The organism is Mycobacterium sp. E787 (assembly GCF_001668725.1).
Taxonomy (GTDB): domain Bacteria; phylum Actinomycetota; class Actinomycetes; order Mycobacteriales; family Mycobacteriaceae; genus Mycobacterium.
Genome location: NZ_LZKL01000033.1, coordinates 270,739 through 295,849, shown reverse-complemented (window position 1 = coordinate 295,849; position 25,111 = coordinate 270,739). Strand labels below are relative to the sequence as shown.

26 protein-coding genes and 1 pseudogene are annotated in these 25,111 nt (G+C 70.4%); 5 read left to right on the top strand and 22 right to left on the bottom strand.

What is annotated here, in order from left to right; genetic code table 11:
* Nucleotides 1-38 precede the first annotated feature (38 nt).
* Nucleotides 39-893 carry a PPE family protein gene (locus tag A5705_RS07065; RefSeq protein ID WP_068276430.1) on the top strand — a complete coding sequence of 285 codons (855 nt, stop codon included), beginning with the start codon at nt 39-41 and terminating at the stop codon, nt 891-893.
* Here the strand turns inward: A5705_RS07065 and A5705_RS07060 are convergent, their stop codons facing one another.
* From A5705_RS07060 to dxr, 13 genes are all read right to left on the bottom strand, one after another.
* On the bottom strand, nt 894-1,670 hold the full coding sequence (locus tag A5705_RS07060) for a 3-oxoacyl-ACP reductase (RefSeq protein ID WP_156763053.1): 777 nt from the start codon (nt 1,668-1,670) through the stop codon (nt 894-896).
* Complete coding sequence (locus A5705_RS07055; protein ID WP_068276428.1) at nt 1,671-3,035, bottom strand: aldehyde dehydrogenase; 1,365 nt, start codon at nt 3,033-3,035, stop codon at nt 1,671-1,673.
* Nucleotides 3,032-3,856, bottom strand: a complete 825-nt coding sequence (locus A5705_RS07050; protein WP_156763052.1) for a gamma-glutamyl-gamma-aminobutyrate hydrolase family protein — start codon at nt 3,854-3,856, stop codon at nt 3,032-3,034. The genes A5705_RS07055 and A5705_RS07050 overlap by 4 nt, the downstream gene beginning before the upstream one ends.
* On the bottom strand, nt 3,807-5,159 hold the full coding sequence (locus tag A5705_RS07045) for a glutamine synthetase family protein (RefSeq protein ID WP_068276506.1): 1,353 nt from the start codon (nt 5,157-5,159) through the stop codon (nt 3,807-3,809). Before A5705_RS07045 ends, A5705_RS07050 begins: the two co-directional genes overlap by 50 nt.
* Before the next feature lie 35 nt (nt 5,160-5,194).
* Nucleotides 5,195-5,746, bottom strand: a complete 552-nt coding sequence (locus A5705_RS07040) for an alpha/beta hydrolase (protein ID WP_067880450.1) — start codon at nt 5,744-5,746, stop codon at nt 5,195-5,197.
* Between the two features lie 49 nt (nt 5,747-5,795).
* Nucleotides 5,796-7,295, bottom strand: a complete 1,500-nt coding sequence (locus tag A5705_RS07035; protein ID WP_068276504.1) for a cobyric acid synthase — start codon at nt 7,293-7,295, stop codon at nt 5,796-5,798.
* 70 nt (nt 7,296-7,365) lie between these two features.
* Nucleotides 7,366-8,223 (bottom strand): type I methionyl aminopeptidase, encoded by an 858-nt coding sequence (gene map / locus A5705_RS07030; protein WP_067880447.1) that lies wholly within the window; start codon nt 8,221-8,223, stop codon nt 7,366-7,368.
* Nucleotides 8,224-8,232: 9 nt separating this feature from the next.
* Nucleotides 8,233-8,826, bottom strand: a complete 594-nt coding sequence (locus tag A5705_RS07025; RefSeq protein ID WP_067880444.1) for a DUF1707 domain-containing protein — start codon at nt 8,824-8,826, stop codon at nt 8,233-8,235.
* 34 nt (nt 8,827-8,860) lie between these two features.
* A complete protein-coding gene (locus A5705_RS07020; RefSeq protein WP_067880441.1) occupies nt 8,861-10,678 on the bottom strand; it encodes a penicillin-binding transpeptidase domain-containing protein in 1,818 nt (605 codons plus the stop codon).
* Between the two features lie 124 nt (nt 10,679-10,802).
* Entirely contained in the window at nt 10,803-11,657 is an 855-nt protein-coding gene (locus A5705_RS07015) for a GNAT family N-acetyltransferase (RefSeq protein WP_068276422.1), read from the bottom strand.
* A gap of 56 nt (nt 11,658-11,713) precedes the next feature.
* On the bottom strand, nt 11,714-12,883 hold the full coding sequence (gene ispG, locus A5705_RS07010; protein WP_156763051.1) for a flavodoxin-dependent (E)-4-hydroxy-3-methylbut-2-enyl-diphosphate synthase: 1,170 nt from the start codon (nt 12,881-12,883) through the stop codon (nt 11,714-11,716).
* Nucleotides 12,880-14,097, bottom strand: coding sequence for an RIP metalloprotease (locus A5705_RS07005; protein WP_067880433.1), 1,218 nt, complete (start codon nt 14,095-14,097; stop codon nt 12,880-12,882). The genes ispG and A5705_RS07005 overlap by 4 nt, the downstream gene beginning before the upstream one ends.
* Nucleotides 14,098-14,116: 19 nt before the next feature.
* Nucleotides 14,117-15,307: a 1-deoxy-D-xylulose-5-phosphate reductoisomerase gene (gene dxr / locus A5705_RS07000; RefSeq protein WP_067880430.1), complete on the bottom strand. Its 1,191-nt coding sequence runs from the start codon at nt 15,305-15,307 to the stop codon at nt 14,117-14,119.
* Between the two features lie 78 nt (nt 15,308-15,385).
* On the opposite strand from dxr, the gene A5705_RS28440 reads away from it, so the two are divergent.
* Nucleotides 15,386-15,640 (top strand): DUF2631 domain-containing protein, encoded by a 255-nt coding sequence (locus A5705_RS28440; RefSeq protein WP_082956343.1) that lies wholly within the window; start codon nt 15,386-15,388, stop codon nt 15,638-15,640.
* On the opposite strand, the pseudogene A5705_RS06995 reads toward A5705_RS28440, so the two are convergent.
* The 6 genes and pseudogenes from A5705_RS06995 to pyrH all read right to left on the bottom strand — a co-directional run.
* Nucleotides 15,641-16,495, bottom strand: a pseudogene (locus tag A5705_RS06995) (cytochrome c biogenesis CcdA family protein); the annotation flags it as partial.
* Nucleotides 16,496-16,499: 4 nt separating this feature from the next.
* The gene (locus A5705_RS06990) at nt 16,500-17,006 is read right to left on the bottom strand and encodes a protein disulfide oxidoreductase (RefSeq protein WP_156763049.1); all 507 of its coding nucleotides are present in this window, start codon (nt 17,004-17,006) and stop codon (nt 16,500-16,502) included.
* Between the two features lie 202 nt (nt 17,007-17,208).
* Nucleotides 17,209-18,312 (bottom strand): 23S rRNA (adenine(2503)-C(2))-methyltransferase RlmN, encoded by a 1,104-nt coding sequence (gene rlmN / locus A5705_RS06985; protein ID WP_068276414.1) that lies wholly within the window; start codon nt 18,310-18,312, stop codon nt 17,209-17,211.
* 22 nt (nt 18,313-18,334) lie between these two features.
* Entirely contained in the window at nt 18,335-19,258 is a 924-nt protein-coding gene (locus A5705_RS06980; protein ID WP_067880424.1) for a phosphatidate cytidylyltransferase, read from the bottom strand.
* Nucleotides 19,259-19,279: 21 nt separating this feature from the next.
* Nucleotides 19,280-19,837 (bottom strand): ribosome recycling factor, encoded by a 558-nt coding sequence (gene frr / locus A5705_RS06975; RefSeq protein WP_067880421.1) that lies wholly within the window; start codon nt 19,835-19,837, stop codon nt 19,280-19,282.
* 12 nt (nt 19,838-19,849) lie between these two features.
* A complete protein-coding gene (pyrH, locus tag A5705_RS06970; RefSeq protein ID WP_067880418.1) occupies nt 19,850-20,611 on the bottom strand; it encodes a UMP kinase in 762 nt (253 codons plus the stop codon).
* 358 nt (nt 20,612-20,969) lie between these two features.
* Here pyrH and A5705_RS06965 point away from each other — a divergent pair, with 358 nt between their 5' ends.
* Nucleotides 20,970-21,212 carry a CsbD family protein gene (locus A5705_RS06965; protein WP_066909539.1) on the top strand — a complete coding sequence of 81 codons (243 nt, stop codon included), beginning with the start codon at nt 20,970-20,972 and terminating at the stop codon, nt 21,210-21,212.
* 200 nt (nt 21,213-21,412) lie between these two features.
* Nucleotides 21,413-22,171, top strand: coding sequence for a winged helix-turn-helix domain-containing protein (locus A5705_RS06960; protein ID WP_068276411.1), 759 nt, complete (start codon nt 21,413-21,415; stop codon nt 22,169-22,171).
* An 18-nt stretch (nt 22,172-22,189) separates the two neighbouring features.
* Here the strand turns inward: A5705_RS06960 and A5705_RS06955 are convergent, their stop codons facing one another.
* Nucleotides 22,190-23,125 carry a lysophospholipid acyltransferase family protein gene (locus A5705_RS06955; RefSeq protein ID WP_068276403.1) on the bottom strand — a complete coding sequence of 312 codons (936 nt, stop codon included), beginning with the start codon at nt 23,123-23,125 and terminating at the stop codon, nt 22,190-22,192.
* A gap of 96 nt (nt 23,126-23,221) precedes the next feature.
* Entirely contained in the window at nt 23,222-23,782 is a 561-nt protein-coding gene (locus A5705_RS06950) for an MPT63 family protein (RefSeq protein WP_067880409.1), read from the bottom strand.
* 345 nt (nt 23,783-24,127) lie between these two features.
* Here A5705_RS06950 and A5705_RS06945 point away from each other — a divergent pair, with 345 nt between their 5' ends.
* The gene (locus A5705_RS06945) at nt 24,128-24,619 is read left to right on the top strand and encodes an SDR family oxidoreductase (RefSeq protein ID WP_068276397.1); all 492 of its coding nucleotides are present in this window, start codon (nt 24,128-24,130) and stop codon (nt 24,617-24,619) included.
* Nucleotides 24,620-24,629: 10 nt separating this feature from the next.
* On the opposite strand, the gene A5705_RS29130 is transcribed toward A5705_RS06945, so the two are convergent.
* Nucleotides 24,630-25,055, bottom strand: coding sequence for a hypothetical protein (locus A5705_RS29130; protein WP_068276392.1), 426 nt, complete (start codon nt 25,053-25,055; stop codon nt 24,630-24,632).
* Nucleotides 25,056-25,111 lie beyond the last annotated feature (56 nt).

The following is a 25,111-nucleotide window of genomic DNA, read 5'->3' as shown; positions in this document are numbered from 1 at the left end:
TATCTCAGGGGAGAGTCCATGTCAAAACCGAGGTGGTAATGGATTTCGCGACGCTGGCACCGGAAATCAACTCCGGGCTGATGTATTCCGGTCCCGGCGCGGGACCGATGACCCTGGCCGCCGCGGCCTGGGACGGGCTGGCCGTTCGGCTGAGCACCGCGGCCGCCGACTACCGCGCCGTCACGGCAAAAATGGCACGACACGACACGACGCCGTACACCGACTGGCTGGACATCGCCGCCGCCCAAGCCCACCAGGCGGCGACGCGGCTCGCGGCGGCGGCCGACGCCCATCGCTCGGCATGCGAGGCGATGGTGCCGCCGCTGGAGATCACCGCCAACCGTGCGCGGCGGCGGTCACTGGCCGGCGAAAACTGCCTGGGGCAGGCCAGCGCGGCGATCGCGGACGCCGACGCGGAGTACGAGCGGATGTGGGCCCGCGACGCCGCCACGATGTACGCCTACGCCGCCGCCTCGGCGGAGGCGACATCGCTGACGCCGTTCGCTTCGCCGCCGGGCGACCACGGCGCGGGCACCTGGGCCCTGAAATCGGCCCCGGACGTGGTATCGGCCGGCGCCCGGGTGATGTCGACGATTCCCGAAGCGTTGCAGGCGCTTTCGGCGTCGCCGCTGACGTCGTTGGACGCCCAGCTCGCGCCGGCCACAGCCGCACTGTCCAGGCTGAGTTCGCTGTCGGCGCCGTCGGACTCCGCGATCAAGCACCTGAATGCCCGCAACAAACGCGCGGCGTTGTGCGCCCTGCTCACCAAGCCGGGCCGCCCGGCTTCCGGCCCACGGCTCGGTCGCGGGACGCCGGTCGGGACGCTGTCTGCGCCGCCGGCCTGGGCGACGGCCTCGGCGCCCGTCGCCGTGTACCGCGGCACCGTCGCCTAGTCAGAGCGGGGTGACGTAGGCCGAGCTGATGCCGCCGTCGACCAGGAACGTCGAGGCGGTGATGAACGACGCGTCGTCGCTGGCCAGAAAGGCCACCGCGGCGGCGATTTCGTCGGGCTCGGCGAAGCGGCCCAACGGAACGTGCACCAGGCGGCGGGCGGCGCGCTCGGGGTCCGTGGCGAACAGCTCCTGCAGCAGCGGGGTGTTGACCGGCCCCGGGCACAGCGCGTTGACGCGGATGCCCTGCCTCGCGTACTGCACGCCCAGTTCCCGCGACATCGCCAGCACACCGCCCTTGGAGGCGGTGTAGGAGATCTGCGACGTCGCCGATCCCAGCACCGCGACGAACGACGCCGTGTTGATGATCGAGCCCTTCTGCGCGGGCACCATGTGGCGCAGCGCGGCCCGGCAGCACAGGTACACCGATTTCAGGTTGACGTCCTGAACCCGTTGCCACGCAGCAAGTTCCGTGGTCTCGATGACATCGTCGTCGGGCGGAGAGATGCCGGCGTTGTTGAACGCGATGTCGACCCGGCCGTAGGCCTGCGCCGCCGCGTCGAACAGCGCGTTGACCGCGCCCTCGTCGGAAACATCGGTCGGCACGAACAAACCGGACAGCTCCTCGGCGGCCGCGGCGCCCGCGTCGCGGTCGACGTCGCCGACCACGATGGTCGCGCCTTCGGCGTGCATCCGCCGCGCGGCGGCCAGGCCGATGCCGCCGCCACCGCCGGTGACCACCGCGACGCGGCCCGCCAGCCGTTGGGTCAGGTCGATCACTTAAGGCTCCTCGATCGCGATGAAGACGTTCTTGGTCTCGGTGAATTGCAGCGGCGCGTCCGGGCCGAGCTCGCGGCCCAACCCCGACTGCTTGAAACCCCCGAAGGGGGTGTTGTAGCGGACCGACGAGTGCGAGTTCACCGACAGGTTGCCGGACTCGATCGCCCGCGACACCCGCAGGGCGCGGGACAGGTCGTCGGTCCAGATCGACCCCGACAGGCCGTAGGCGGTGTCGTTGGCCACCGCGATGGCGTCGTGCTCGTCGTCGAACGGCAGCACGGTGACGACCGGGCCGAAGATCTCCTCGGTGACGCTGCGGTCGGTGCGCCGCGGCGTGAGTACCGTTGGCGGGAACCAGAACCCGGGGCCCGACGGCGCGGTGCCGCGAAAGGCGACGGGGGCGTCGTCGGGCACGTAGGAGGCCACCCTGTCGCGGTGCGCCGCCGATACCAGCGGGCCCATCTCGGTGTCCCTTGAGGCGGGGTTCCCGACGGCGACGGCCCGCACCGCGGGCTCGAGCAGTTCCATGAACCGGTCATACACGTTGCGCTGCACCAGGATCCGGCTACGGGCGCAGCAGTCCTGCCCGGCGTTGTCGAACACCCCGGCGGGGGCGGTCGCGGCCGCGCGCTCCAGGTCGCAGTCGGCGAACACGATGTTGGCGCTCTTGCCGCCCAGTTCCAGGGTCACCCGCTTGACGTGGGCCGCCGCGCCGGCCATCACCCGCTTGCCCACCTCGGTTGAGCCGGTGAACACGACCTTGCGCACGCCCGGGTGGGTGACGAGCCGCTCCCCCACCACCGCGCCCGTGCCGGGCAGCACCTGCAGCAGGTCCGGATCGAGCCCGGCCTGCGCCGCCAGCTCGCCGAGCCGGAGCGTGGTCAGCGGCGTCCATTCGGCGGGTTTGACCAACACGGCGTTGCCGGCGGCCAGCGCGGGCGCGATGCCCCAGGAGGCGATCATCATCGGGAAGTTCCACGGCGTGATCACGCCGACCACGCCCAGCGGTTCGTTGAACGTCACGTCGAGCCCGCCGGCGACCGGAATCTGCCTGCCGGACAGGCGTTCCGGGCTGCCCGCGTAGAACGTCAGCACGTCGCGGACGTGGCCGGCCTCCCATTCGGCCGACGCGATCGGGTGCCCGGCGTTGGCCACCTCCAGCGCGGCCAGCTCGTCGGCGTGCGCGTCGACCGCGGCGGCGAACGCCCGGAGGCCCTCGGCGCGTTGCGCCGGGGCCAGCCGCGCCCAGCGCCGCTGGGCCGCCGCGGCGCGCGCCACGGCGTCGTCGACCGCGGCCGCGTCACACAGGTCGACCGACGTCAGCACCTCCTCGGTCGCGGGGTTGACCAATTGCGTTGCGGTCATCGGCTTTCCGCGGACGATCGCGCGGCCTGCACCAACGCCTTGAACAGCCGCGGGTCGTCGAGCGACTTCTCCGGGTGCCACTGCACCGCGAGCACAAACGGCTCGCCGGGCAGCTCGACGGCCTCGACCACGCCGTCGGCGTCGATCGCGCTGACCACCAGGCCGTCACCCACCTTGTCGATGGCCTGATGGTGATAGCAGGGCGCGTCGGCGGATTCGCCGAGCAGCGCGGCGAGCCGGGTGCCCGCGACCGTGCGCACCGGCAGCCGGGTGAACACCCCGTTGCCCGCCCGGTGCCCGCCGTGACCCAGCACGTCGGGCAGGTGCTGGTGCAGCGTGCCGCCGAACGCCACGTTGAGCACCTGGGCGCCGCGGCAGATGCCCAGCACCGGCAGGCCGCGGTCCAGGGCGCCGCGCAGCAGCGCGAATTCCAGGTCGTCGCGATCGGTGCGGGGCGCGTCGGTGGCCGGGTGCGGATCCTGGCCGTAATGGGCGGGGTCGAGGTCGTAGCCCCCCGTGATCACCAGCGCGTCCAGGCTGTCCAGCAGCGCACCGGCCGCCTCGGCGTCCATCGGCTGCGGCGGCACCAGTGTCGCGATGCCGCCGGCCATGACGACGCCCTCGAAGTAATCGGCGGGTAGATATCCGGCGGCGATGTCCCACACCCCGGTACGGATCTGCTCGAGATAAGCCGTCAGGCCGACGACGGGCCGGCTACGTGGCGATCGCAAGCGCGGCGTAGCCGGGCGACGCGGGTCGCCACCGTCCGACTCAGAGCCGCTCAAACCCACGCATCCTCTCCCAGTCCGTGACCGCCGCATTGAAGGCCGCCAACTCCACGCGCGCGTTGTTCAGGTAATGCGCGACGACGTCGTCGCCGAACGCCTCCCGCGCGAGCGCCGACGCCCCGAACACCGCGGCCGCGTCGGCCAACGTGGTGGGCAGCCGCTCGAGTCCCGTTGCCTCGTAGGCGTTCCCGACGTACGGCGCCGGTGGTTGCAGGCCCTGATCGATACCGTGCAGCCCCCCGGCGATGAGCGCCGCCACCGCGAGGTAGGGGTTGACGTCGCCGCCGGGCACCCGGCATTCGACGCGGATGTTGCGGCCGTGGCCCACCACCCGCAGCGCGCAGGTGCGGTTGTCCAGCCCCCAGGCCACCGCCGTGGGCGCGAAGCTGCCGTCGGCAAACCGCTTGTAGGAGTTGATGTTCGGCGCGTAGAACAACGTCAGTTCGCGCACGGTGGCCAGCAGGCCTGCGAGGAAACTGCCGAACGTCGCGGACATGCCGTGCGGGCGGTCGCCGTCGTCGAACACCGCGACGCCGTCCCCATCGCGCAGCGACAGATGGATGTGGCAGCTGTTGCCTTCGGCCCCATCGTATTTCGCCATGAACGTCAGGCTCTTGCCGTGCTGGTCGGCGATCTCCTTGGCGCCGTTCTTGTAGATCACGTGGTTGTCGCAGGTGACCAGCGCCTCGTCGTAGCGGAAGCCGATCTCCTGCTGGCCCCTGTTGCACTCGCCCTTGACGGCCTCGAACCGCAGGCCCGCCCCCGCCATGCCGTGCCGGATGTCGCGCAGCAGCGGCTCCATGCGCGACGACGCCAGCATCGCGTAGTCGATGTTGTAGTCGCTGGCGGGCGTCAGCCCGCGGTAGCCGCCGGCCCAGGCCTGCCGGTACGACTCGTCGAACACCATGAACTCGAGCTCGGTGGCGACGTCGGCGGTCAGCCCGCGGGCGCCCAGCCGGTCGAGCTGGCGGCGCAGGACCGCCCGGGGCGCGACGGCGACCTCACCGCCGCCGGCCCAGCCGAGGTCGGCGATCACCAGCGCGGTGCCGTGCAGCCACGGGGTGAGGCGCAGGGTGGACAGGTCCGGGGTCATCACCATGTCGCCGTAGCCGGTCTGCCAGCTCGACATCGCATACCCGGACACGGTGTTCATGTCGACGTCGACGGCCAGCAGATAGCTGCAGCACTCGGCGCCGTGCGCGGCGACCTCGTCGACGAACAGCCCGGCGGCCATGCGCTTGCCGACCAGCCTGCCCTGCATGTCGGCGAACGCCACGATGACGGTGTCCACCACGCCGCGTTGCACCAGCTGTTCCAGCGCGGCCAGCGACAACATCGCCGAGTCCGAACCGCCCGCAGAACTCACCGCGGCTACCAGGTGCTGGTGCGCAAGACGATCTCGGCGGCCAGCTGCGCCGTCGACTCCTGCACGGTGCGCCGGCCCAGGTCCACGACGCGGTATTCGGCGTAGACGTACCGCTGGCTGGCGTCGGCCGCAGCCTTGGCGGCCGCGGAGCTGACCAGCACCGTGGTGCCGATTTCCACCGGCGGGCAGTGCTCGTCGCGGACCACCCCGCCGGGGTCGGGCACCCGCGGATGCCCGCGGTCGATGACGATCAGACCCACGAACCGGCCCAGCCGCGTGGCCGCCAGTTCCCAGGCCAGCTCACCGCCGGCGCGGTCGCCGAAGACCACGGCCCAGCGGATGCCCAGCGCATCGAGGATGCCGACAACCGATTTGGCCGTCAGCCGTTGGTCCAGTCCGATGACGACGGTCCGCAACGAGGCGGTGTGCAGGCGCTCGCACACCGCGTCATACGCGACGGGGGCACGCTCCTGGTCGCCGAGGATGACGACGACGACGCCCTTTTCCGGGCCGGCGACGGACACCGGGACGGGAAACCCGTCGAGCGTGTTCATCATCGAGTGCACTCACGCACGCTACAGCCAATGGGCCAGCTCGCGCGAGGTTTCACGGCTGCAGCCGGCTCGCGAGACACGGCCGCCGCGGCGGCGGCCCGTCCAAAAGGCCCAGGACGGCGTCGACGTCGAGATGGGCGGCCAGCAGGTCGGCGATCGCGTCCAGTTGGCCATCGCGCCGCGCGGTGACGTCGGTGTCGGCGAACACGAACCCGCTGCGCCCCGCCGCGGCGGCGACCCGGGTGAGCCACGCGCGGCGGAAGTCGTCGTTGTCGAGCAGGCCGTGCCAGTGGGTCCCGTAGACGGCGCCCCTTACGATGCCGTGCGGTTGCGACCCGACGGTGAACCACGGGTCCTCGGCGCACCGGGCCAGCCGCCCTTGGTGGATCTCGTAGCCGGCCAGGGGCCGCTCCCAGCGGCGCAGCACCTTGGTCGGCTCGAAGGCGATGTCGGCGTCCAGCAGGCCCAGGCCGGCGACCTCGCCGGCACCGGATTCCACCGTGTCCTCGATGCGCTCGCACAGCATCTGGAACCCGCCGCAGATGCCCAGCACCGGCTTCCCGGCCCGGGCGTGGCCGGCGATCGCGCCGGCCAGGCCGCGCTCGCGCAGCCAGGACAGGTCGGCGACGGTGGCCTTGCTGCCCGGCAGCACGATCAGGTCGGCGTCGGCCAGGTCGGCGGGGTCGGCGGCCCAGCGCACCAGCAGCCCGGGCTCGCACGCCAGCGCCTCGACGTCCGTGGAGTTGGAAATCCGGGGCAGCCGGACCGCGGCCACCCGCAGCCACTCGTCGCCGCGCGGCGGCGCCGGCGTTCCCACGACGCGGTGCGCGACCACCGACAGCGAGTCCTCGGCGTCCAGCCACAGCTCGTCGGCGTAGGGCAGCACGCCGTAGGTCGGGCGGCCGGTCAGGGCGTGCAGCCGGCGCAGCCCGGGTTCCAGCAGCGCCGGATCCCCGCGGAACTTGTTGACGACGAAGCCGGCGATCAGCGCCTGGTCGTCGGGCTCGAGCACCGCGACCGTCCCGAACAGGTGGGCCAGCAGTCCGCCGCGGTCGATGTCGCCCACCAGGATCACCGGCAGGTTCGCGGCGCGGGCCAGCCCCATGTTCGCCAAATCCGTGTCCCGCAGGTTGATCTCGGCGGGCGACCCGGCACCCTCGCAGATCACCGCGTCGAATTCGTCACGCAGGCAAGACAACTCGTCCGCGACGATGCCCGCGAGCCGGTCGCGGTGCCGCACATAGCCGGCCGCGGTCACCGACTCGGCCACCTGACCCCGGATCACCAGCTGCGACGTCCGGTCACCGCCCGGCTTGAGCAGGATCGGGTTGAATCGCACGCTGGGGGCGAGCCCCGCCGCCCGCGCCTGCAGCGCCTGGGCGCGCCCGATCTCGCCGCCCTCGACGGTGACCACGGAGTTGTTGGACATGTTCTGCGCCTTGAACGGCGCCACCTTGACGCCGCGCCGCGCCAGCAACCGGCACAACCCCGCCACCACCACCGATTTCCCGGCGTCGGAGCTGGTGCCGGCCACCAGCAGCGCCCCGCTCACCGCCATGTGGCGAACAGACGCAAAAGCCCCCAATTTCGGGTCGAAACAGGGGCTTTTGTGTCTGCTCGCGCTAGAGACAAGTCAGGATCTCGGCGCCGGTGTCGGTGACCAGCAGGGTGTGCTCGAACTGGGCGGTCCACTTGCGGTCCTTGGTGACCACGGTCCAGCCGTCGCCCCAGATCTCGTAGTCCAGCGCGCCGAGGTTGATCATCGGCTCGATGGTGAACGTCATGCCGGGCTGGATCATCGTCGCCACGGAGGGCTGCTCGTAGTGCAGGACGACCAGCCCGTTGTGAAACGTGGTGCCGATTCCGTGGCCGGTGAAGTCGCGAACCACGTTGTACCCGAACCGGTTAGCGTACGACTCGATGACGCGGCCGACGACCGAGAGCGCGCGGCCCGGTTTGACGGCGTTGATCGCGCGCATCGTGGCCTCGCGCGTCCGCTCCACCAGCAGCCGGTGCTCCTCGGAGACGTCGCCGGCCAGGAACGTCGCGTTGGTGTCGCCGTGCACGCCGTCGATGTAGGCGGTGACGTCGATGTTGACGATGTCGCCGTCCTCGATCACCGTCGAGTCCGGGATGCCGTGGCAGATCACCTCGTTGAGGGACGTGCAGCACGACTTCGGGAAGCCCTTGTAGCCCAGCGTCGACGGGTAGGCCCCGTTGTCGATCATGTACTCGTGGGCGATCCGGTCCAGCTCGTCGGTCGTCACGCCGGGAGCGACCGCCTTGCCCGCCTCGGCCAGGGCGCCGGCCGCGATCCGGCCGGCCACGCGCATCTTCTCGATGACCTCCGGCGTCTGCACCCACGGCTCGCTGCCCTCCTGGGCGGTCGGCTTGCCGACGTATTCCGGGCGCGGGATGCGGCCCGGCACGGGCAGAGTCGGCGAGATCACTCCCGGGGAAAGGGCGGTGCGAGCAGGCATGGGGCCAGCTTAATCACGCCTCGCGCCGCGGCGCAGAAGAGAGCGCCGCGGCCCCCGGACGGTCACCGACCCACACACCACCCGGCCCGTCAGCACGACGTGCGGCCTGCCCTCGCCCGGCGCGTCCTTGCGGCGGTCGCTGGCGCTGCCGACGTACACCTCGACGTCGTCGATCGAGGCGCTGGCGCCGTCGGGCAGCCGGACCTCCACCGAACCGAACCTGATGTCCAGTTCGATGACCACCACCGGGCCCGCGAAACGGGCCCGGGTCAGGTCGAGATCGACCGAACCCAGCCGGCGCACCAGGGCCAGCCGGGTGGGCACGGTCCATTCGCCGTGACGCTTCAGCGAGCCCGCCCAGCCGCGCAGTTCGACCCGGTCGGCCGCGGACGTGACGATGGCGCCGGGCCCGGGCAGGTCGCCGACCAGCCGGTCGAGCTCGCCGCGGGTGCGCGCGTAGGACACCTGCGACGAGCGCTGCTCGAACTCGTCGATGTCGATCAGCCCGAGCGCGACGGCGTTGTGCAGCCGCCGCATCGTGCCGTTCCGGTCGGCGTCGGAGACCCGCAACGCGACCATGTCCCCGCCGGGTGTTTCGCCCACCCTCGCAATTTACCGCCGCGACGGGCCGGGGGCTCTAGGCCAGATAGTCCCGCGGCAGCGACTCGAACATCACCTTGGTCATCCGCACCGCGTACTCCGAGCTGCCGCCCCCGACGATCAGCGCCGCGAACGCCAGGTCGCCGCGGTAGCCGGCGAACCAGGAATGCGATCCGCCGGGGAACTCGGCCTCACCGGTCTTCCCGTAGATCTCGCCGCAGCAGCCGGCGATCTCCTTGGCGGTGCCGTTGGTCACCACCAGCCGCATCATCGGCCGCAGCGCGTCGACCATCTTCGGCGAGATCGGGGTGTCGTCGCCCTCGACCGTCGTCGGCCGCCCCGCGATCAGCTGCGGCACCGGGGTCTTGCCGGCGTCGACGGTGGCCGCGACCAGGGCCATCCCGAAGGGGCTCGCCAGCACCTTGCCCTGGCCGAAGCCGTCCTCGGTGCGCTCGGCCAGGTCCACCGTCGGCGGCACCGACCCCGTCACCGTGGTGATGCCGTCGACGGTGTAGTCCAGCCCGATGCCGTAGCGGTTGGCCGCCTGGGTCAGCCCGCGGGGCGGCATCCTGCTGCTCAGCTCGGCGAACGTGGTGTTGCACGAACTGGCGAACGCGCGTGACATCGGCACCACGCCCAGGTCGAAGCCGCCGTAGTTCGGGATGGTGCGGTGCCCGATGTCGATGTGGCCCGGGCAGCCCAGCATCGTGTTGGGCGTGGCCATGTCGCGGTCGACGGCGGCGCCGGCGGTGACCATCTTGAACGTCGACCCCGGCGGGAACAGGCCGTTGGTGGCCGGCAGGCCGTCGGCGTCGGCGCCGTTGTTCTGCGCGATCGCCAGGATCTCCCCGGTCGACGGCTTGATCACGACGATCATCGCCTTGCCGCCGCGGGTGTCCACCGCGTGCTGCGCGGCGTTCTGCACCGCGCGGTCCAGGGTGATCGACACCGACGGCGCCGGCGACCCCTCGACCTCGTGCAGCACCTCGACGTCGACGCCGTTCTGGTTGACGGTGACCACCCGCCAGCCGGCCTGGCCGTCGAGCTGGTCCATCACGGCCTTCTTCACCTGGGCGATGACGGCCGGGGCGAAGTGCGGGTCGGTGGGCAGCATGTCAGCGATCGGCGTGACCACCACGCCGGGCAGCTTCCCGATCGCGGGGAAGACCTTGTCGTTGTCGTCCGGCTTCAGCGTGACGCCGAGGTCGATCGGCTGGGTCGCCGAGCTGGCTTGTTCGGCCAGCAGCTGCGGGTCGGCCAGCGCGTTGTTGATGGGGTGCAGGACGTCGACGACGGCGTGCGCGGTCCCGATCAGGGCGGGCCCGGCCTGGGTGGCGTCGAGCGTGTAGTGGTACAGGTAGCCCGGCGCGAGCACGTCGCTGCCGCCGAGCTCGTTCACCGAGGCGCGCCGCGGCTTGTCGGCGCGCAGCGCGAACGTCTGGTGCTCACCCAGCTTCGGGTGCAGATCGGTGGTGACCCACCGGACCTCCCAGCGCCCCTCGTTGCGGGCCATCCGCAGCTGGCCGTCATAGCTCCAGGCCCGGTTCTTGGGCAAGTGCCAGGTGAACCGGTAGTCGACCGTGCCGGTGTCCTCGGCGTACTTGGCGCTGAGCACCTGCGCGTCCAGGTGGGTGGCCTGCAGCCCGGCCCAGGCGGCGTTGAGCGCCTCCCGGGCCTCGTTCGGGTTGTCGCTGAGCTGGGCGGCGGTCGCGGTGTCGCCGATTCCCAAGGCGCGGAAGAACTTGTCGGCGGCCGGGCCGGGGCCGTCGGGCCGCGGGGTGCACCCGGACAGGGCTATCACCGCGACGAGCAGCAGGCTGGCGGTCGCTGATACCAATGGGGTTTTAGTGACCATCGGTACAGATGTTATGAACCGTGGGCCGCCGACAGGCGCCGACACACCGAGACCGAAGCGTTATGCGCGTCGGGTCGACGCCGAGTGTGCGGCCAGCCGCACACTCGCGGGGGCGGGCCGCCGATCAGTCCAGCAGGACCGTCGCGAAGGTGCCGACCTCGGTGAAGCCCACGCGGGCGTACGCGGCGCGCGCGACGGTGTTGAAGTTGTTCACGTACAGGCTGGCGATCCGGCCGCTGCCGACGATCACCGCGGCCACGGTGGCGGTGCCGGCGGTCCCGATCCCCTGGCCGCGCCACTCCGGGTGCACCCAGACCCCCTGGATCTGGCCGACCCCCGGCGACTGCGATCCCACCTCGGCCTTGAACACCACCTGACCGTGCTCGAAGCGCGCCCAGGCGCGCCCCGCCGCGATCAGGCTGGCCACCCGCCGGCGGTAGCCGCGGCCACCGTCGCCGATCCGCGGGTCGACGCCGACCTCGCCGATGAACATGTCGACGGCGGCCACCAGGTAGGCGTCCAGCTCGTCCGGCCGGACCTGGCGCACGCCGACGTCGATGTCGCAGTTGGGGTGGCGGGTCAGGGCCATCAGCGGCTGGTCGTCGCGCACGTCGCGGGCCGGGCCCCACACCGGCGCCAGCCGCTCCCACATCGGCATCACCAGCTGCGCCCTGCCGACCAGCGAAGAACAGCGCCGCGTCCCGCTCATCGCCTCGTCGGCGAAGGCGTTGAGGTCGGCCGGCGCGCCGCGCAGCGGGATGAGGTTGGCGCCCGCGAAGCACAGCGACTCGTCCGGGCCGCGACGGGTCCACAGTTCCCCGCCGATCGAGTTGGGTTCGATGCCGTGGTCGGCCACGCGGGCCGCGACCATGCACGAGCCGACCGGATCGGCGTCGAGCACCCGCCAGACGGCGGCGGCGTCACGCACCACCGACACCCGTCGCTCGCCGACAAGGCGCATGATGGGCGGAGCCGACATCTACGGAACTCTCTGTGGTGCGAAAAGACGATCAGTGCAGGGGCACAAAACCCCTATCAGCTTACGGTCACAATCGGCGAACCGCTCGATTCTGTTCCAACACCGTGATCGTCGCCCATCTCGGCGGCCAGCCGCATGGCCTCCTCGATGAGCGTCTCGACGATCTGGGCTTCCGGCACGGTCTTGATGACCTCGCCCCGAACAAAGATCTGTCCCTTGCCATTTCCCGACGCGACACCCAGGTCGGCCTCGCGGGCCTCCCCCGGGCCGTTGACGACGCAGCCCATCACGGCCACCCGCAGCGGCACGTCGAGCCCGTCCAGCCCGGCGGTGACCTCGTTGGCCAGGGTGTAGACGTCGACCTGCGCGCGGCCGCACGACGGACAGGACACGATCTCCAGCCCGCGCGGCCGCAGGTTCAGCGACTCGAGGATCTGGATGCCGACCTTGACCTCCTCGACCGGCGGCGCGGACAGTGACACCCGGATGGTGTCGCCGATGCCCTTCGACAGCAGCGCCCCGAACGCGACCGCGGACTTGATGGTGCCCTGGAACGCCGGGCCCGCCTCGGTGACCCCGAGGTGCAGTGGATAGTCGCACTGGGCCGCCAGCTGCTCGTAGGCCGCGACCATGACGACGGGGTCGTTGTGCTTGACGCTGATCTTGATGTCGCCGAAGCCGTGCTCCTCGAACAGCGAGGCCTCCCACAGCGCCGACTCGACCAGCGCCTCGGGCGTGGCCTTGCCGTACTTCTCCAGGAACCGCTTGTCCAGCGAGCCGGCGTTGACGCCGATGCGGATCGGGATGCCGGCCGCGGCGGCGGCCTTGGCGACCTCGCCGACCCGGCCGTCGAATTCCTTGATGTTGCCCGGGTTCACCCGCACCGCGGCGCAGCCGGCGTCGATGGCGGCGAAGATGTACTTCGGCTGGAAGTGGATGTCGGCGATCACCGGGATCTGGCTGTGCCGGGCGATCTCGGCCAGCGCGTCGGCGTCCTCCTGGCGCGGGCAGGCCACCCGCACGATGTCGCAGCCCGCCGCCGTCAACTCGGCGATCTGCTGCAGCGTCGTGTTGACGTCGTGGGTCTTGGTGGTGCACATCGACTGCACCGAGATCGGGTGGTCGCTGCCGACCCCGACGTCGCGGACCATCAGTTGGCGGGTCGGACGCCGGGGCGCCAGCGTGGGCGGCGGGGCGTCCGGCATGCCGAGGCCAACGCGGCTCATTGGAACAGCCTGATCGGGTTGACGAGGTCGGCGGTCACGGTCAGCAGCATGTAGCCGACCACGAACACCAGCACCACGTAGGTGGCGGGCATCAACTTGAGGTAGTTCACCGGCGCGGCCGCGACCATGCCCCGGGCCGAGCGGATCAGGTTGCGCACCCTCTCGAACAGCGCGATCGCGATGTGCCCGCCGTCGAAGGGCAGCAGCGGCACCAGGTTGATCGCGCCCAGGATGAGGTTCAGCTGGGCCAGGAAGAACCAGAACGCCACCCACAGCCCGTGGTCGACGGTGTCGCCGCCGATGATGCTGGCCCCGACCACGCTCATCGGCGTCTGCGGGTCGCGCTGGCCGCCGCCGATGGCGTGCACCAGCGCGCCCACCTTCGTCGGGATCGTGACCAGCGCCTTGCCCACCTCGACGGTCAGGTCACCGGCGAAGGCGAAGGTGGCCGGGATGGCCGACAGCACGTTGTAGTGCGTCGGCGGGGTCTTGACGGCGCCGACGCCGATGGCACCGACGGTGGCGGCCTCGGGCTTGGCGCCCTTCGCCCCCGTGGTCACGTAGCGCTGCGTGGGGGTGACGTCGACGTAGGTGGTGATGGTGGCGCCGTCGCGCTCGACGACGACGGGGACGACGCCGTGGGACTTGCGCACGGCGGCGGCCATGTCCTCGAACGTCGACACCGGGGTGTCGGCGACCTTGACGACGACGTCGCCGGCGCGGATTCCCGCGAGCGCCGCCGGACCCGGCCCGGTGCAGTTGCCGACCTTGCCCGGCGCCACTTCCGGTGCGACGCAAGCGGTTTCGCCCACCACGGCCCGGGTCGGCGGGTGCAGGTTGGGCAGCCCCCAGACGAGCGCGATGCCGTAGATCAGCACCAGGCAGATGACGAAGTTCATGCCCGGGCCGGCGAACAGCGTCGCGACCCGCTTCCAGGTCGCCTGCTTGTACATCGCGCGGTCGGCCTCGTCGGGCGCCAGGTCCTCGACCGGGGTCATGCCCGCGATGTCGCAGAAGCCGCCCAGCGGGATGGCCTTGACGCCGTATTCGATCTCACCGCGCCGGGTCGACCACAGCGTGGGCCCGAACCCGACGAAGTAGCGGCGCACCTTCATGCCGGTGCCCCGGGCGACCCACATGTGGCCGCATTCGTGCAGCGCCACCGAGATCAGGATGGCGAGCGCGAACAGCACAATGCCGACAACGAACATCATCAGGCTGCTACGACCTTTCTCACACCATTCCCGAGACTTTGTGGGCACCCGCCAGGGCGAGTGCGCGCTGCGCCCGCTCCCTCGCCCAGCGCTGCGCGTCGAGTACCTCATCCACGTTAGCGGGTGAAAGCGCCCATTGGTCGGCGGCGTGCAGCACGTCGGCGATGGTTTTGACGATGGCGGGGAAGCCGATGCGGCCTTGCAGGAACGCCTCCGCCGCCTCTTCGTTGGCCGCGTTGTAGACGGCGGTCATGCAGCCGCCGATCCGGCCGGCATGGCGGGCCAGCTCCACGGCGGGGAAAACCGCGCTGTCCAGCGGCTCGAATTCCCAGCTAGAGGCGGTGGTGAAGTCGCAGGCGGCCGCCGCCCCTGGCACCCGGTCGGGCCAGCCCAGGGCCAGCGAAATGGGCAGCTTCATGTCCGGCGGGCTGGCCTGCGCGATCGTCGAGCCGTCGACGAAGGTGACCATCGAATGAACAATCGACTGGGGGTGCACGACCACGTCGATGCGGTCGTAGGGAATGCCGAACAGCAGGTGGGTTTCGATGAGCTCGAGCCCCTTGTTGACCAGCGACGCCGAGTTCAGCGTGTTCATCGGGCCCATCGACCAGGTGGGGTGGGCGCCCGCCTGCTCGGGCGTGACGGCCTCGAGGTCGGCGGCGGTCCAGCCGCGGAACGGGCCGCCCGAGGCGGTCAGCACCAGCCTGGCCACCTCGTTGGGGCTGCCGCCGCGCAGGCACTGGGCCAGCGCGGAGTGTTCGGAGTCGACGGGCACGATCTGGCCCGGCCGCGCCGCCCGCAAGACCAGCGGTCCCCCGGCGATCAGCGACTCCTTGTTGGCCAGCGCCAGCCGGGCCCCGGAATCCAGCGCGGCCAGCGTCGGCCGCAGGCCCAGGGCCCCGACCAGGGCGTTGAGCACGACGTCGACTCCGCTGGTCTCCTCGACCAGGCGGGTGACCGCGTCCGGGCCGCTGTAGGGGACGTCCCCGAGCTGCGCCGCCGCGCGCTCGTCGGCGATGGCCACGTTCGTCACCCCGGTCTCGGCGCGCTGCCGCGCCACCGCCTCCGGGTTGGCGCCGCCGGCGGCGAGCCCGACCACCTCGAAACGGTCGGGGTTGGCCGCGATGACCTCGAGCGCCTGGGTGCCGATCGAGCCGGTGCTGCCCAGCACCAGCACGCGCAGCCGGCGCTCGGTGGTCGCGTTCGTCACTCACCCATTGTGCCCGCTCGAGTCCCGCGGCGGGTGTGCCAGAATCTCCCTACCAGCCGATCACGAAGGGGATTCGCCGTGGCCAGTACCGAGGTGGAGCACTACAACGGCGTCGACGTCGCCGAGGTGCCGTCCGCTGCGTGGGGATGGAGCAAGATCAACGTCCGCACCTGGCACGCCACCGGGCTGTTCATCGTGATCTTCCTGCTGGCGATGCTGCGCGGAAACCACGTCGGTCACATCGAGAACTGGTTCTTGATCGGGTTCGCCGCCCTCACGATCTTCGTTTTGGTGCGCGACTGGTGGGGCCGCCGCCGCGGCTGGCTCAGGTAGCCGCCGCACCCGACGGCGCCGGGCGGCGGCGAACGCGCCCGCCACCAGCACGCCCAGGGCCACCGCCCAGGGCGCGGCGCCGTGTTGGTGCACCCACCCGGCCAGCGCGCCCTGCAGCCGCCCGGCCGAGGCGATCACCGCGTCCTGCGGGTTCGCGTTGCCGGTGAAGAGGCGCAACTCGTAGACGCCGTAGTAGCCGACATACAGCCCGACCAGCACCAGCAGCGCACCGCCGACGCGGCTGACGAACGGCAGGAGACGGCGCAGCCGGTCGGCCAGGGCCGAGCCGGCCGTCCCCGCCGCGATCGCCAGGACCCCCACGACCAGGGTCAGGCCCGCGACGTAGGCGAGATAGATCGAGACGCCCGTCACCACCGATCCGCCCCGCAAGCCGGCCGCTGTGACCGCGAGGAACGGCCCGATCGTGCACGACAGCGAGGCGACGGCATAGCTGACGCCGTACGAATACATCGACGCCAGCCGCACGGTCGGCGCCCACCGCGGGCCGAGCGGCCGCGGCGTGAGCGCCGTCAGCTCGCGACCCGACAGCAGCCAAAGCCCGAGGGCGACAAGCACGACGCCGATCGCCGCGGTTCCGTAGGGCAGGTAGCGCTGCACGGTGCCGGCCGCCGAAATGGTCAGCGCGCCGAACGCCCCGAACACCGTCAAGAAGCCCAGCGCCATTCCGGCGGTGGCGCCCAGCGCGCGGCCCAGCGCGGCCGGAGCCCGCCGTTCGCCGGACCGCTGCCCCCGCACGACGAGGAGCAGGTAGGCGGGCAGCATGGCAAACCCGCAGGGGTTCAGCGCCGCGACCAATCCGGCGGCGAAGGCCAGGCCGATCAGACCCCGATCCACGGCGTCAGCGCAGCGCGGCCACCCGGCCGGCCAGCTCGCTCTGGGGCATGGCCGCGGTGGGGTTGTTGACGAACGTCGAGCTGCCGTCGGCGCGGTAGAACACGTAGGCCGGTTGCCAGGGGACGTGGTAGCGGGCCCAGATCGAGCCGTCGGCGTCGTTGAGGTTGGTGAAATTCAGGTTGTACTTGGAGACGAAGTTCTGCATGGCCCCGACGTCCGAGTGCGCCGCGATGCCGACGAACGTGACGCCGGGATTGGCGGCCGCCACCTGGCTGACGCCGGGGGCCTCGGCGTTGCAGAAGGGGCACCACGGCGTCCAGAACCACAGCACCGCCGGCTTGCCCTGCAGGGCGGCCCCGTTGAACGGAGCCCCGCCGAGCGTGGTGGCGCTGAACTGCAGGCGATCGTCGGCGGCCGCCGAGCGCGGCGCCTCGGCCAGGCCGAAGATCAGGGCAACGGCGACAGCGGCCGCGGCAAACAACTTGAGCGGCGAGAACAAGCGAACCATCACGGCATCCCCTCGTTTGCTGGTTTATGCCCTAAAGACGTGTTCGGCGCCGCTGAGGTTCATCCTTCGGCTCATCCGCCGATCTCCCGCCGAGCGTGAAACCAGAGCGAAAATTTCGCGGAAAACTCGCCACAGCTTCACGTTCGGCGCAGGCCGCCTTCGGCGGCCAGCTGTCCGCAGGCCCGCCGAATCGCCTGCGCTCCAGCTACCCGCCTTCGGCGGCCAGCTGTCCGCAGGCGGCGCTGATCTCACGCCCCCGCGTATCCCGCACCGTGCAGGACACCCCGGCCGCGCGGACCCGCCGCACGAATTCCCGCTCCACCGCCTTCGGGCTGGCGTCCCACTCGCTGCCCGGGGTCGGGTTGAGCGGGATGAGGTTGACGTGCACCAGCGGGCCGAGCGCGCGGTGCAACCGCTCGCCCAGCAGGTCGGCCCGCCAGGGCTGATCGTTGACGTCGCGGATCAGGGCGTACTCCACCGACACCCGCCGACCGGTCACGTCGGCGTAATACCGGGCCGCTTCTAGCGCCTCGGCGATCTTCCACCGGTTGTTGACGGGGACCAGGGTGTCGCGCAGCTCGTCGTCGGGCGCGTGCAACGACAGCGCCAGCGTCACCGCGAGGCGTTCGTCGGCGAGCTTGCGGATCGCCGGGGCCAGGCCGACGGTGGACACCGTCACCGACCGGGCCGAGATGCCGAAGCCGTGCGGCGGCGGCTCGGTGATGCGCCGCACCGCGGCCAGCACCCGGGCGTAGTTGGCCAGCGGCTCGCCCATGCCCATGAAGACCACGTTCGACAGCCGGTCACCGAAGTCGTCCCGCAGCGCCGCCGCGGCCGCCCGCACCTGTTCGAGGATCTCGGCGGTGGACAGGTTGCGGGTCAGCCCGCCCTGTCCCGTCGCGCAGAACGGGCAGGCCATGCCGCACCCCGCCTGCGACGAGATGCACACCGTGTTGCGGTCCGGGTAGCGCATGAGCACCGACTCGACCGTGGCCCCAGCAGGGTCGTTGACGGCCCGCCACAACGTCTTTCGCGTCTGCCCTTCGTCACAGGTGACCTCGGCCGCCGCGGTGAGCAGCGTCGGGAACATCGCCTCCGCGATCACGTCACGCACGGTCGCGGGAAGATCCGTCATCTGGTGCGGGTCGGCGATCAGCCGGCCGTAGTACTGGTGAGCGAGCTGCTTGGCGCGAAAGGCCGGCAGGCCGAGCTCGGCGACGGCCGACGCGCGGCCCGCCGCGTCGAGGTCGGCCAGGTGCCGCGGCGGCTTGCCCGGGCGCGGTTCGGTGAAAACCAATTGTTGGACCATGACCCGTCCAGTATCGGCCACCTCAGCGCACGAGCGTCAGGATCGTCCACGTCGCGACCGCCGAGGGCAGCACCCCGTCGAGCCGGTCCATCAACCCGCCGTGACCGGGCAGCAGCCGGCCCATGTCCTTGATGCCGAGGTCGCGCTTGATCTGGGACTCCACCAGGTCGCCCAGCGTGCAGGTGATGACCAGCACCACACCCAGCAACGCGCCGACCCACAGCGGTCTGTGGGCCAGCAGGGTCGCGGTGAGGATCGCGGCCGTGATGCCGAAGACCAACGAACCGGCGAACCCCTCCCAGGACTTCTTCGGGCTGATCGCCGGAACCATCGGATGCTTGCCCAGCAGCACGCCGACGGCGTAGCCGCCCACGTCGGAGGCGACGACGGTGATCATCAGGCAGAACACCCGTCCGGCGCCGTCCTTCGGGTACACCAGCATCGCGGCGAACGAGGCGAACAGCGGCACCCAGGCCGCCAGGAAGACGGTCGCGGACGCGTCGCGCAGGTAGTTCGCCGAGGGCGAACCGGCGAACGGCTCCGGCCGCTTGCTGTTGTCCTGCTGGAACAGCCGCCACACCATGCAGGCGACGACGGTGGCCCCGAAGCCGGCCAGCGCGCCGGCGGAGCGGTACGGCCAGGTCAGCCAGAGGGTGACCTGCCCGCCGATCAGCAGCGGGATGAGCGGGATGACGTAGCCGGCCTCGCGCAGCCGGCGCACCACCTCGTGGCTGGCGACGAGGATGGCCCCGGAGCACAGCACCACCCACAGGCGCGGGGCGAACACCAGCGTCACGACGAGGACGCTGCCGATGCTGACGCCCACCGCGATCGCCGCGCGCAGGTCGCGTCCGGCCCGTGAGGTCTTCTTGGCCGGCTGCTGCGTCGTCTCCTCGGCCCCCCGCCCCGGCTCGTCGGACGGGGTGCCTGCGCCGGTAGTCACCACGGATAGGTTGCTGAGCGGCCGCTAGACCTCCAGCAGCTCGCCTTCTTTGTGCTTGACCAGCTCATCGATCTGGGTGACGTACTGCTGGGTGGTCTTGTCCAGATCCTTTTCGGCCCGGCCGACCTCGTCCTCGCCGGCTTCGCCGTCCTTGCGGATGCGGTGCAGCTCCTCCATGGCCTTGCGGCGGATGTTGCGCACCGACACCCGGGCCTCTTCCCCCTTGTGCTTGGCCTGCTTGACCAGCTCGCGGCGGCGCTCCTCGGTCAGCTGCGGCACCGCCACCCGGATCAGCGTGCCGTCGTTGGTCGGATTCACGCCCAGGTCGGAGTTGCGGATCGCCGTCTCGATGGCGTGCAGCTGATTCGCCTCGTAGGGCTTGATGACGACGAGCCGCGCCTCGGGGACGTTGATGCTGGCCAGCTGGGTGATCGGGGTGTGGGTGCCGTAGTAGTCGATCACGATCCGGGAGAACATGCCGGGGTTGGCACGCCCGGTCCGGATGGTTGACAGGTCGTCACGGGCCACGGATACGGCCTTCTCCATTTTCTCTTCGGCGTCGAAGAGAGCCTCGTCGATCATCGCGTCTTCCCCTCAGGTGGTGACCAGCGTCCCGATCTTCTCACCCGCGACCGCGCGAGCGATATTGCCACTGGTCAGCAGGTTGAACACCAGGATCGGCATGCCATTGTCCATGCACAGGCTGAACGCGGTGGCATCGGCCACGCGCAGCCCGCGGTCGATGACCTCGCGATGGCTGATCGCGGTGATCAGCTCGGCCTCGGGGTTGATCCGCGGGTCCGCGGAAAACACCCCGTCGACCGCCTTGGCCATCAAGACCACCTCGGCTCCGATCTCCAGCGCCCGCTGCGCGGCCGTGGTGTCCGTGGAGAAGTACGGCAGGCCCATGCCGGCCCCGAAGATCACGACCCGTCCCTTCTCCAGGTGGCGGACGGCCCGCAGCGGCAGGTAGGGCTCGGCCACCTGACCCATCGTGATCGCGGTCTGCACGCGGGTGACGATGCCCTCCTTTTCCAGGAAGTCCTGCAGCGCCAGGCTGTTCATGACCGTGCCCAGCATGCCCATGTAGTCCGACCGGGTGCGCTCCATGCCGCGCTGCTGGAGCTGCGCGCCCCGGAAGAAGTTGCCGCCGCCGATCACCACCGCGACCTGCACGCCGCCGCGGACCACCTCGGCGATCTGGCGGGCGACCTGCGCCACCACGTCGGGATCCAGGCCGACCTGGCCGCCGCCGAACATTTCGCCACCGAGTTTGAGCAAGACCCTCGAATACTTGGATCGACTCTCCGGTGACGATGGCGGTACGCCGTTGGCACTTCTCGTCGGCTCCGTCATCAGACTCCTCGCATGAGAGTGCCATCCCGGGCGAACTCATCCGGAACGGCATTTCACATCCTGCCTCATCGCAACACAATGCGGCGTCGGCGGGGTGCATTATCTGCACACTTGGCGAATTCACGGGATTGTCGGGTGCTTGGGCCCACGTCGATCCGGCCGTCCACGCCGGCGCGGCTTTGCTTCCGGCGCCGGATGTTTGAGCGGGCGGCGGCATGGGGAATAGGCACCATCGCGGGGGGCGAAGCCAGCGGTCTTGAGAATAAGGACCACGCCCCGCCGTGTGACGGGTCGGTCGTTTCGGCGATCGGCGCTGAGCAGTTGCTCAAGTACGGACGCCAATGAGGAGGAACAATTCATGGCGGACAACGAGAACAAGTCGGGACCTGCGGAAGCGGTCAAGGGCGTCGTCGAGGACGTCAAGGGCAAGGCGAAGGAAGCCGTCGGCGCGGTGACCGGGCGTGACGACCTCACGCGCGAAGGCCAGGCCCAGCAGGACAAGGCCGAAGCTCAGCGCGACGCGGCCAAGAAGGAAGCCGAGGCGGAGGCCGCTCGCGGCGGCGCCAAGGCAGCTGAGGAGCGCCAGAAGGCCAACCAGTAGCGCTTGTCGCAAGGATGGGTCCGGTCCGTGTCAACGGGCCGGGCCCATCGGCTTTCCCCGACCAGAGCATTGACCCCGCGAACGCGGACAATAAACTTTGCATAGTTTGGCTCTGATTCGGGTACTCAGCGCTGCGCTGGCAGACATCTCGCCGTGAGGTGCCTACGGGTGGGGGGCGATACAAACTCACGAGTTTGGAGATGTCGTTGGACGTTTTACTTCTTACGGACGAAGACGACTTCGAATCGGCCCTGCCCACCCTGCGGTCGTTCACCCACTCGGTGCTGCACCTGCCCCTCACCGACGGCGTCGACGAGCATCGCGCTGACGCCGACGTCGCGATCATCGATGCGCGCACCGACGTCGACTCCGCCCGCAGCGCCTGTCGCCGGCTGGCCTCCGCGGCACCGTCCGTCGCGGTGGTGGCCGTCGTGGCGCCGGCGGACTTCGTCGCGGTGGACGTCGACTTGCACTTCGACGACGTGCTGCTGCCCGCCGCCGGGGCCGACGAGCTGCAGGCGCGGCTGCGGCTGGCGATCTCGCGCCGGCGCAGCGCGCTCGACGGCATCCTGAAATTCGGCGACCTGTTGCTGCACCCCGCGAGCTTCACGGGCTCACTCGGCGGCGCGGACCTGGGCCTGACGCTCACCGAGTTCAAGTTGCTGAATTTCCTTGTGCAACATGCCGGCCGGGCGTTCACCCGCACCCGGCTGATGCACGAGGTGTGGGGCTACGACTGCAGCGGGCGCGTCCGCACGGTCGACGTGCACGTGCGGCGGCTGCGGGCCAAGCTGGGGCCCGAACACGAGTCGATGATCGACACCGTCCGCGGGGTCGGCTACATGGCGGCCACGCCCCCCCAACCCGAATGGATCCTCGGCAGCGGGTCGACGCTGGCTCCGCTCTGGACGTCGACGACACGCCCCGCCACCGACCACGAAACGGCCGGCCGCGCATAGCTTTTCGCCGGTCCCGGTTCACGCGAACAGCGGCAGCGCCCGCTTTCGCGCCAGGGCGTCCATGCCTTCCTGGATCGAGTCCTCGACCTCGTGGTACTTGCGCTCGACGTAGGCGTCGTCCTCTGCGCGCGCCGGATCGTGGTCGACCTCGACGGCCGGCATGAACCGGGTCCTGATCTTGGCCGGCAGCGGCAGCTGCGGCAGCGCCGCCGGCGCGATCCCCCACGGCAGGGAGACCGCCAGCGGGAAAACCTTGAGCCGCAACACCCGGTCGAGCCTCAGCGCCTTCGACAGGCGGTCGCCGCGGATCAGCACCGGCATCGCGTCGGCGCCGCCGACGGTGGCGATCGGCACGATCGGCACGCCGGCGCGAATCGCCATCTTCACGAAGCCCTTTCGCCCCGCAAGGTTGGCGCGGTCGCGCTCGGTCCACGGCCGCAGCGAGTCCACTTCCCCGCCGGGCCACAGCGCCACGTCGCGCCCCTCGGCCAGCGCCGTGGCGATCGCGTCCGGGGCGGCCGGCAGCACGCCCATGGAACGGAAGTAACGCCCGAAGATCGGGATCGCCATCAGCGCGTCGTGCGCCGTGCCGTGCAGCGGGCGGTCCTGGCCGAAGCGCCGCCACCATTGCAGCCCGACAGTCCAGGCGTCCCAGACGAACGGGGCGCCGGAATGGATGCCCACCAGCAGCGCCGGGGGTGCGGGGATGTTCTCCCAGCCGTCGATCTCCATGCGAAACCAGTAGTCCACCAGCACATTCCAGAAGAATTTCTGGCGCTGCAGGGTGGCCTCGTCCTGGCCGCTGAGGTCCCACCTGCCGGCGCGCTCGGCGAGCCAGCCTGCGAGCCCGCCATCCTGCTTGCTGCGCCGCTCGTCCATCGTCACCCGCGCCCGCTTGGCGTAGAGCTTGGCTTGTGCACGTATTTCGGCTGGCCTGTGATCGGGATTACTCATAGGGGTCGGGTACCCGATTCGGTCGCGCGGGATTCCCCGCAGACGCAAAATCTCCCCGCGCCAATTGGGGAGGCGCGGGGAGATGGTTGCGACCGATCAGGTGTGCGGCGCCGGCGCCGGCGGTTGGCCCGGTGCCGGGCTCGCGTTCGGCGGTGCGCCGGGCGTCGAGGCGCCCGGGACGTTCGACGTCCAGATCAGGACGTCTTGCAGCCCGTCGTTGTAGACGACGCCGTTAGGCGGCGCCCCGGTCACGTCGAAGTACAGCGTCCCGGTCGACTCTTGGCCCTGCGGGATCGGCGCCGGGTTCAGGCTGCCCGGAGCGCCGGCCTTGTCGATCAGCTTGTACGTCTGACCGTTGGGCCCGCGGGCGCTGAAGTCCTTGACCATCGGGGTGACGAGTCCGGCGTCCGACCGGGCGGTGATGTCCGCCTGGTAGAGCGTCCCCTTGGGGGTGTAGCCCGGAATCGAGACGTTGCTCGGCTGCAGGTTGCTCACCGTGTAGTTGGTGATCATGGGCCCGTCGACGAGCTGTTCGCTGGTGCCGAAGCCCTGGATGTTGGGCGGCGCAGCGGAAGCGGTTGCTGCTGCGAAAACGCCAGCGGCCGCGATGCCCCCGGCGGCAATGGCACTCTTGACAGCGGTTTTTGTGACCTTCATGGTATTCCTTTCGTGTCGAACAATCGCTCCCACTTAGGGCGATAACCGCACTCCGAAGGCATAACCGCTCGGCCGCGAAGGTAAACCCCAGGTATCGGCCGAATTCCGCATAAGTCGGTCCTCAGCTGCATTTACCGCGCCGTTGTTGCTTTATCCCGCAGCCCCTTTCGCGTCACAGAATTCACATTTGCATCATTGCCATCACCGCTGGAACCGGCGATCAGTTCCGCCACCGAGGGGTAGCCGCACCGAGAGAGCCGCGGTGAAGAGCCGCTTACAGCGCGCGGGTGCCCCGTGAATCCTGAAGCGGCGCGAAAAGCGAAAGCGCGAAAGGACGAGTCACAAATGAGTTTTGCGGCGCAGCAACAAGAAGTTCCGGGCGTGCAGGCGCGAATGGATCCCGTGCCCGACTGCGGCGAAAAAAGTTACCGGGGCTCGGGAAAGCTGACGGGAAAAAGGGCGATCATCACCGGCGGCGATAGCGGCATAGGCCGCGCCGTCGCCATCGCGTTCGCCCGCGAAGGCGCCGACGTCCTCATCTCCTACCTCAACGAGGACGATGACGCGGCCATCGCCAACTTCTCGGCCAGCCTCGCCCAGTTGCTGGGCGACAAGGGAATTCGGGTCAACAGCGTGGCACCGGGCCCGATATGGACACCGCTCATCCCGTCGACCATGCCACCGCAGAGCGTCGAGTCGTTCGGCGACAACGTGCCGCTGGGGCGCGCGGGCCAACCGGCCGAGTTGGCGCCGATCTATGTGCTGCTGGCCTCCGACGACGCGAGCTACATCTCCGGGGCGCGGGTCGCCGTGACGGGCGGCCGGCCGATTCTCTAGGCGTCGCAATTCATGGACGGAACGGGCACGCGGCGCCCGGGGTCCAGCCAAGCGGGACCGCCGGGTTGGCCGGGTCCGGCGGGCACACCCGGCTGCACTGGGTCCCCCCGAAGCCGAGTACCGAGACGCTGACGCAGTGGTCGTAGCTGCCGTCGGGGTACGGGTTGCTGTCGCAGTAGGTGCCACCGCCCCACGGTGTCCATCCGCCCTGACACCCGGCCGTCGGCAGGCTGTCAGGCCCGGCGAGCGGGCCGTCCGTGGATGTCAAAGGCGCACCGGCGCAAAGGAGTCCGGCCTCAGCGGAGGCCGGGCGGTCATCGTCGAGGTCGTCGCCGCGGTGTTGCCTACTGAATGTGAAGCCGCCGAACGCCACGGCCGCCGCCACCAGGCTGGCAGTGAATCCGGCACCCCAGGCCGGCGCAACGCCGTCCTTCATGACACTTCCTATCCGGCACGGCCGAACGCGAATGCTTGCGCACCGTTGCGCAAGTC

Excerpts from the sequence above, each read along its gene's own strand:
- A5705_RS07065 (WP_068276430.1), top strand. The coding sequence starts at position 39 with ATGGATTTCGCGACGCTGGCACCGGAAATCAACTCCGGGCTGATGTAT.
- A5705_RS07055 (WP_068276428.1), bottom strand. The coding sequence starts at position 3,035 with ATGACCGCAACGCAATTGGTCAACCCCGCGACCGAGGAGGTGCTGACG.
- A5705_RS07050 (WP_156763052.1), bottom strand. The coding sequence starts at position 3,856 with ATGCGGCGGTCACGGACTGGGAGAGGATGCGTGGGTTTGAGCGGCTCT.
- A5705_RS07045 (WP_068276506.1), bottom strand. The coding sequence starts at position 5,159 with ATGTTGTCGCTGGCCGCGCTGGAACAGCTGGTGCAACGCGGCGTGGTG.
- A5705_RS07040 (WP_067880450.1), bottom strand. The coding sequence starts at position 5,746 with ATGATGAACACGCTCGACGGGTTTCCCGTCCCGGTGTCCGTCGCCGGC.
- map (WP_067880447.1), bottom strand. The coding sequence starts at position 8,223 with ATGCCTGCTCGCACCGCCCTTTCCCCGGGAGTGATCTCGCCGACTCTG.
- A5705_RS07020 (WP_067880441.1), bottom strand. The coding sequence starts at position 10,678 with ATGGTCACTAAAACCCCATTGGTATCAGCGACCGCCAGCCTGCTGCTC.
- A5705_RS07015 (WP_068276422.1), bottom strand. The coding sequence starts at position 11,657 with ATGTCGGCTCCGCCCATCATGCGCCTTGTCGGCGAGCGACGGGTGTCG.
- ispG (WP_156763051.1), bottom strand. The coding sequence starts at position 12,883 with ATGAGCCGCGTTGGCCTCGGCATGCCGGACGCCCCGCCGCCCACGCTG.
- A5705_RS07005 (WP_067880433.1), bottom strand. The coding sequence starts at position 14,097 with ATGATGTTCGTTGTCGGCATTGTGCTGTTCGCGCTCGCCATCCTGATC.
- rlmN (WP_068276414.1), bottom strand. The coding sequence starts at position 18,312 with ATGGTCCAACAATTGGTTTTCACCGAACCGCGCCCGGGCAAGCCGCCG.
- frr (WP_067880421.1), bottom strand. The coding sequence starts at position 19,837 with ATGATCGACGAGGCTCTCTTCGACGCCGAAGAGAAAATGGAGAAGGCC.
- pyrH (WP_067880418.1), bottom strand. The coding sequence starts at position 20,611 with ATGACGGAGCCGACGAGAAGTGCCAACGGCGTACCGCCATCGTCACCG.
- A5705_RS06965 (WP_066909539.1), top strand. The coding sequence starts at position 20,970 with ATGGCGGACAACGAGAACAAGTCGGGACCTGCGGAAGCGGTCAAGGGC.
- A5705_RS06960 (WP_068276411.1), top strand. The coding sequence starts at position 21,413 with ATGTCGTTGGACGTTTTACTTCTTACGGACGAAGACGACTTCGAATCG.
- A5705_RS06955 (WP_068276403.1), bottom strand. The coding sequence starts at position 23,125 with ATGAGTAATCCCGATCACAGGCCAGCCGAAATACGTGCACAAGCCAAG.
- A5705_RS06950 (WP_067880409.1), bottom strand. The coding sequence starts at position 23,782 with ATGAAGGTCACAAAAACCGCTGTCAAGAGTGCCATTGCCGCCGGGGGC.
- A5705_RS06945 (WP_068276397.1), top strand. The coding sequence starts at position 24,128 with ATGAGTTTTGCGGCGCAGCAACAAGAAGTTCCGGGCGTGCAGGCGCGA.
- A5705_RS29130 (WP_068276392.1), bottom strand. The coding sequence starts at position 25,055 with ATGAAGGACGGCGTTGCGCCGGCCTGGGGTGCCGGATTCACTGCCAGC.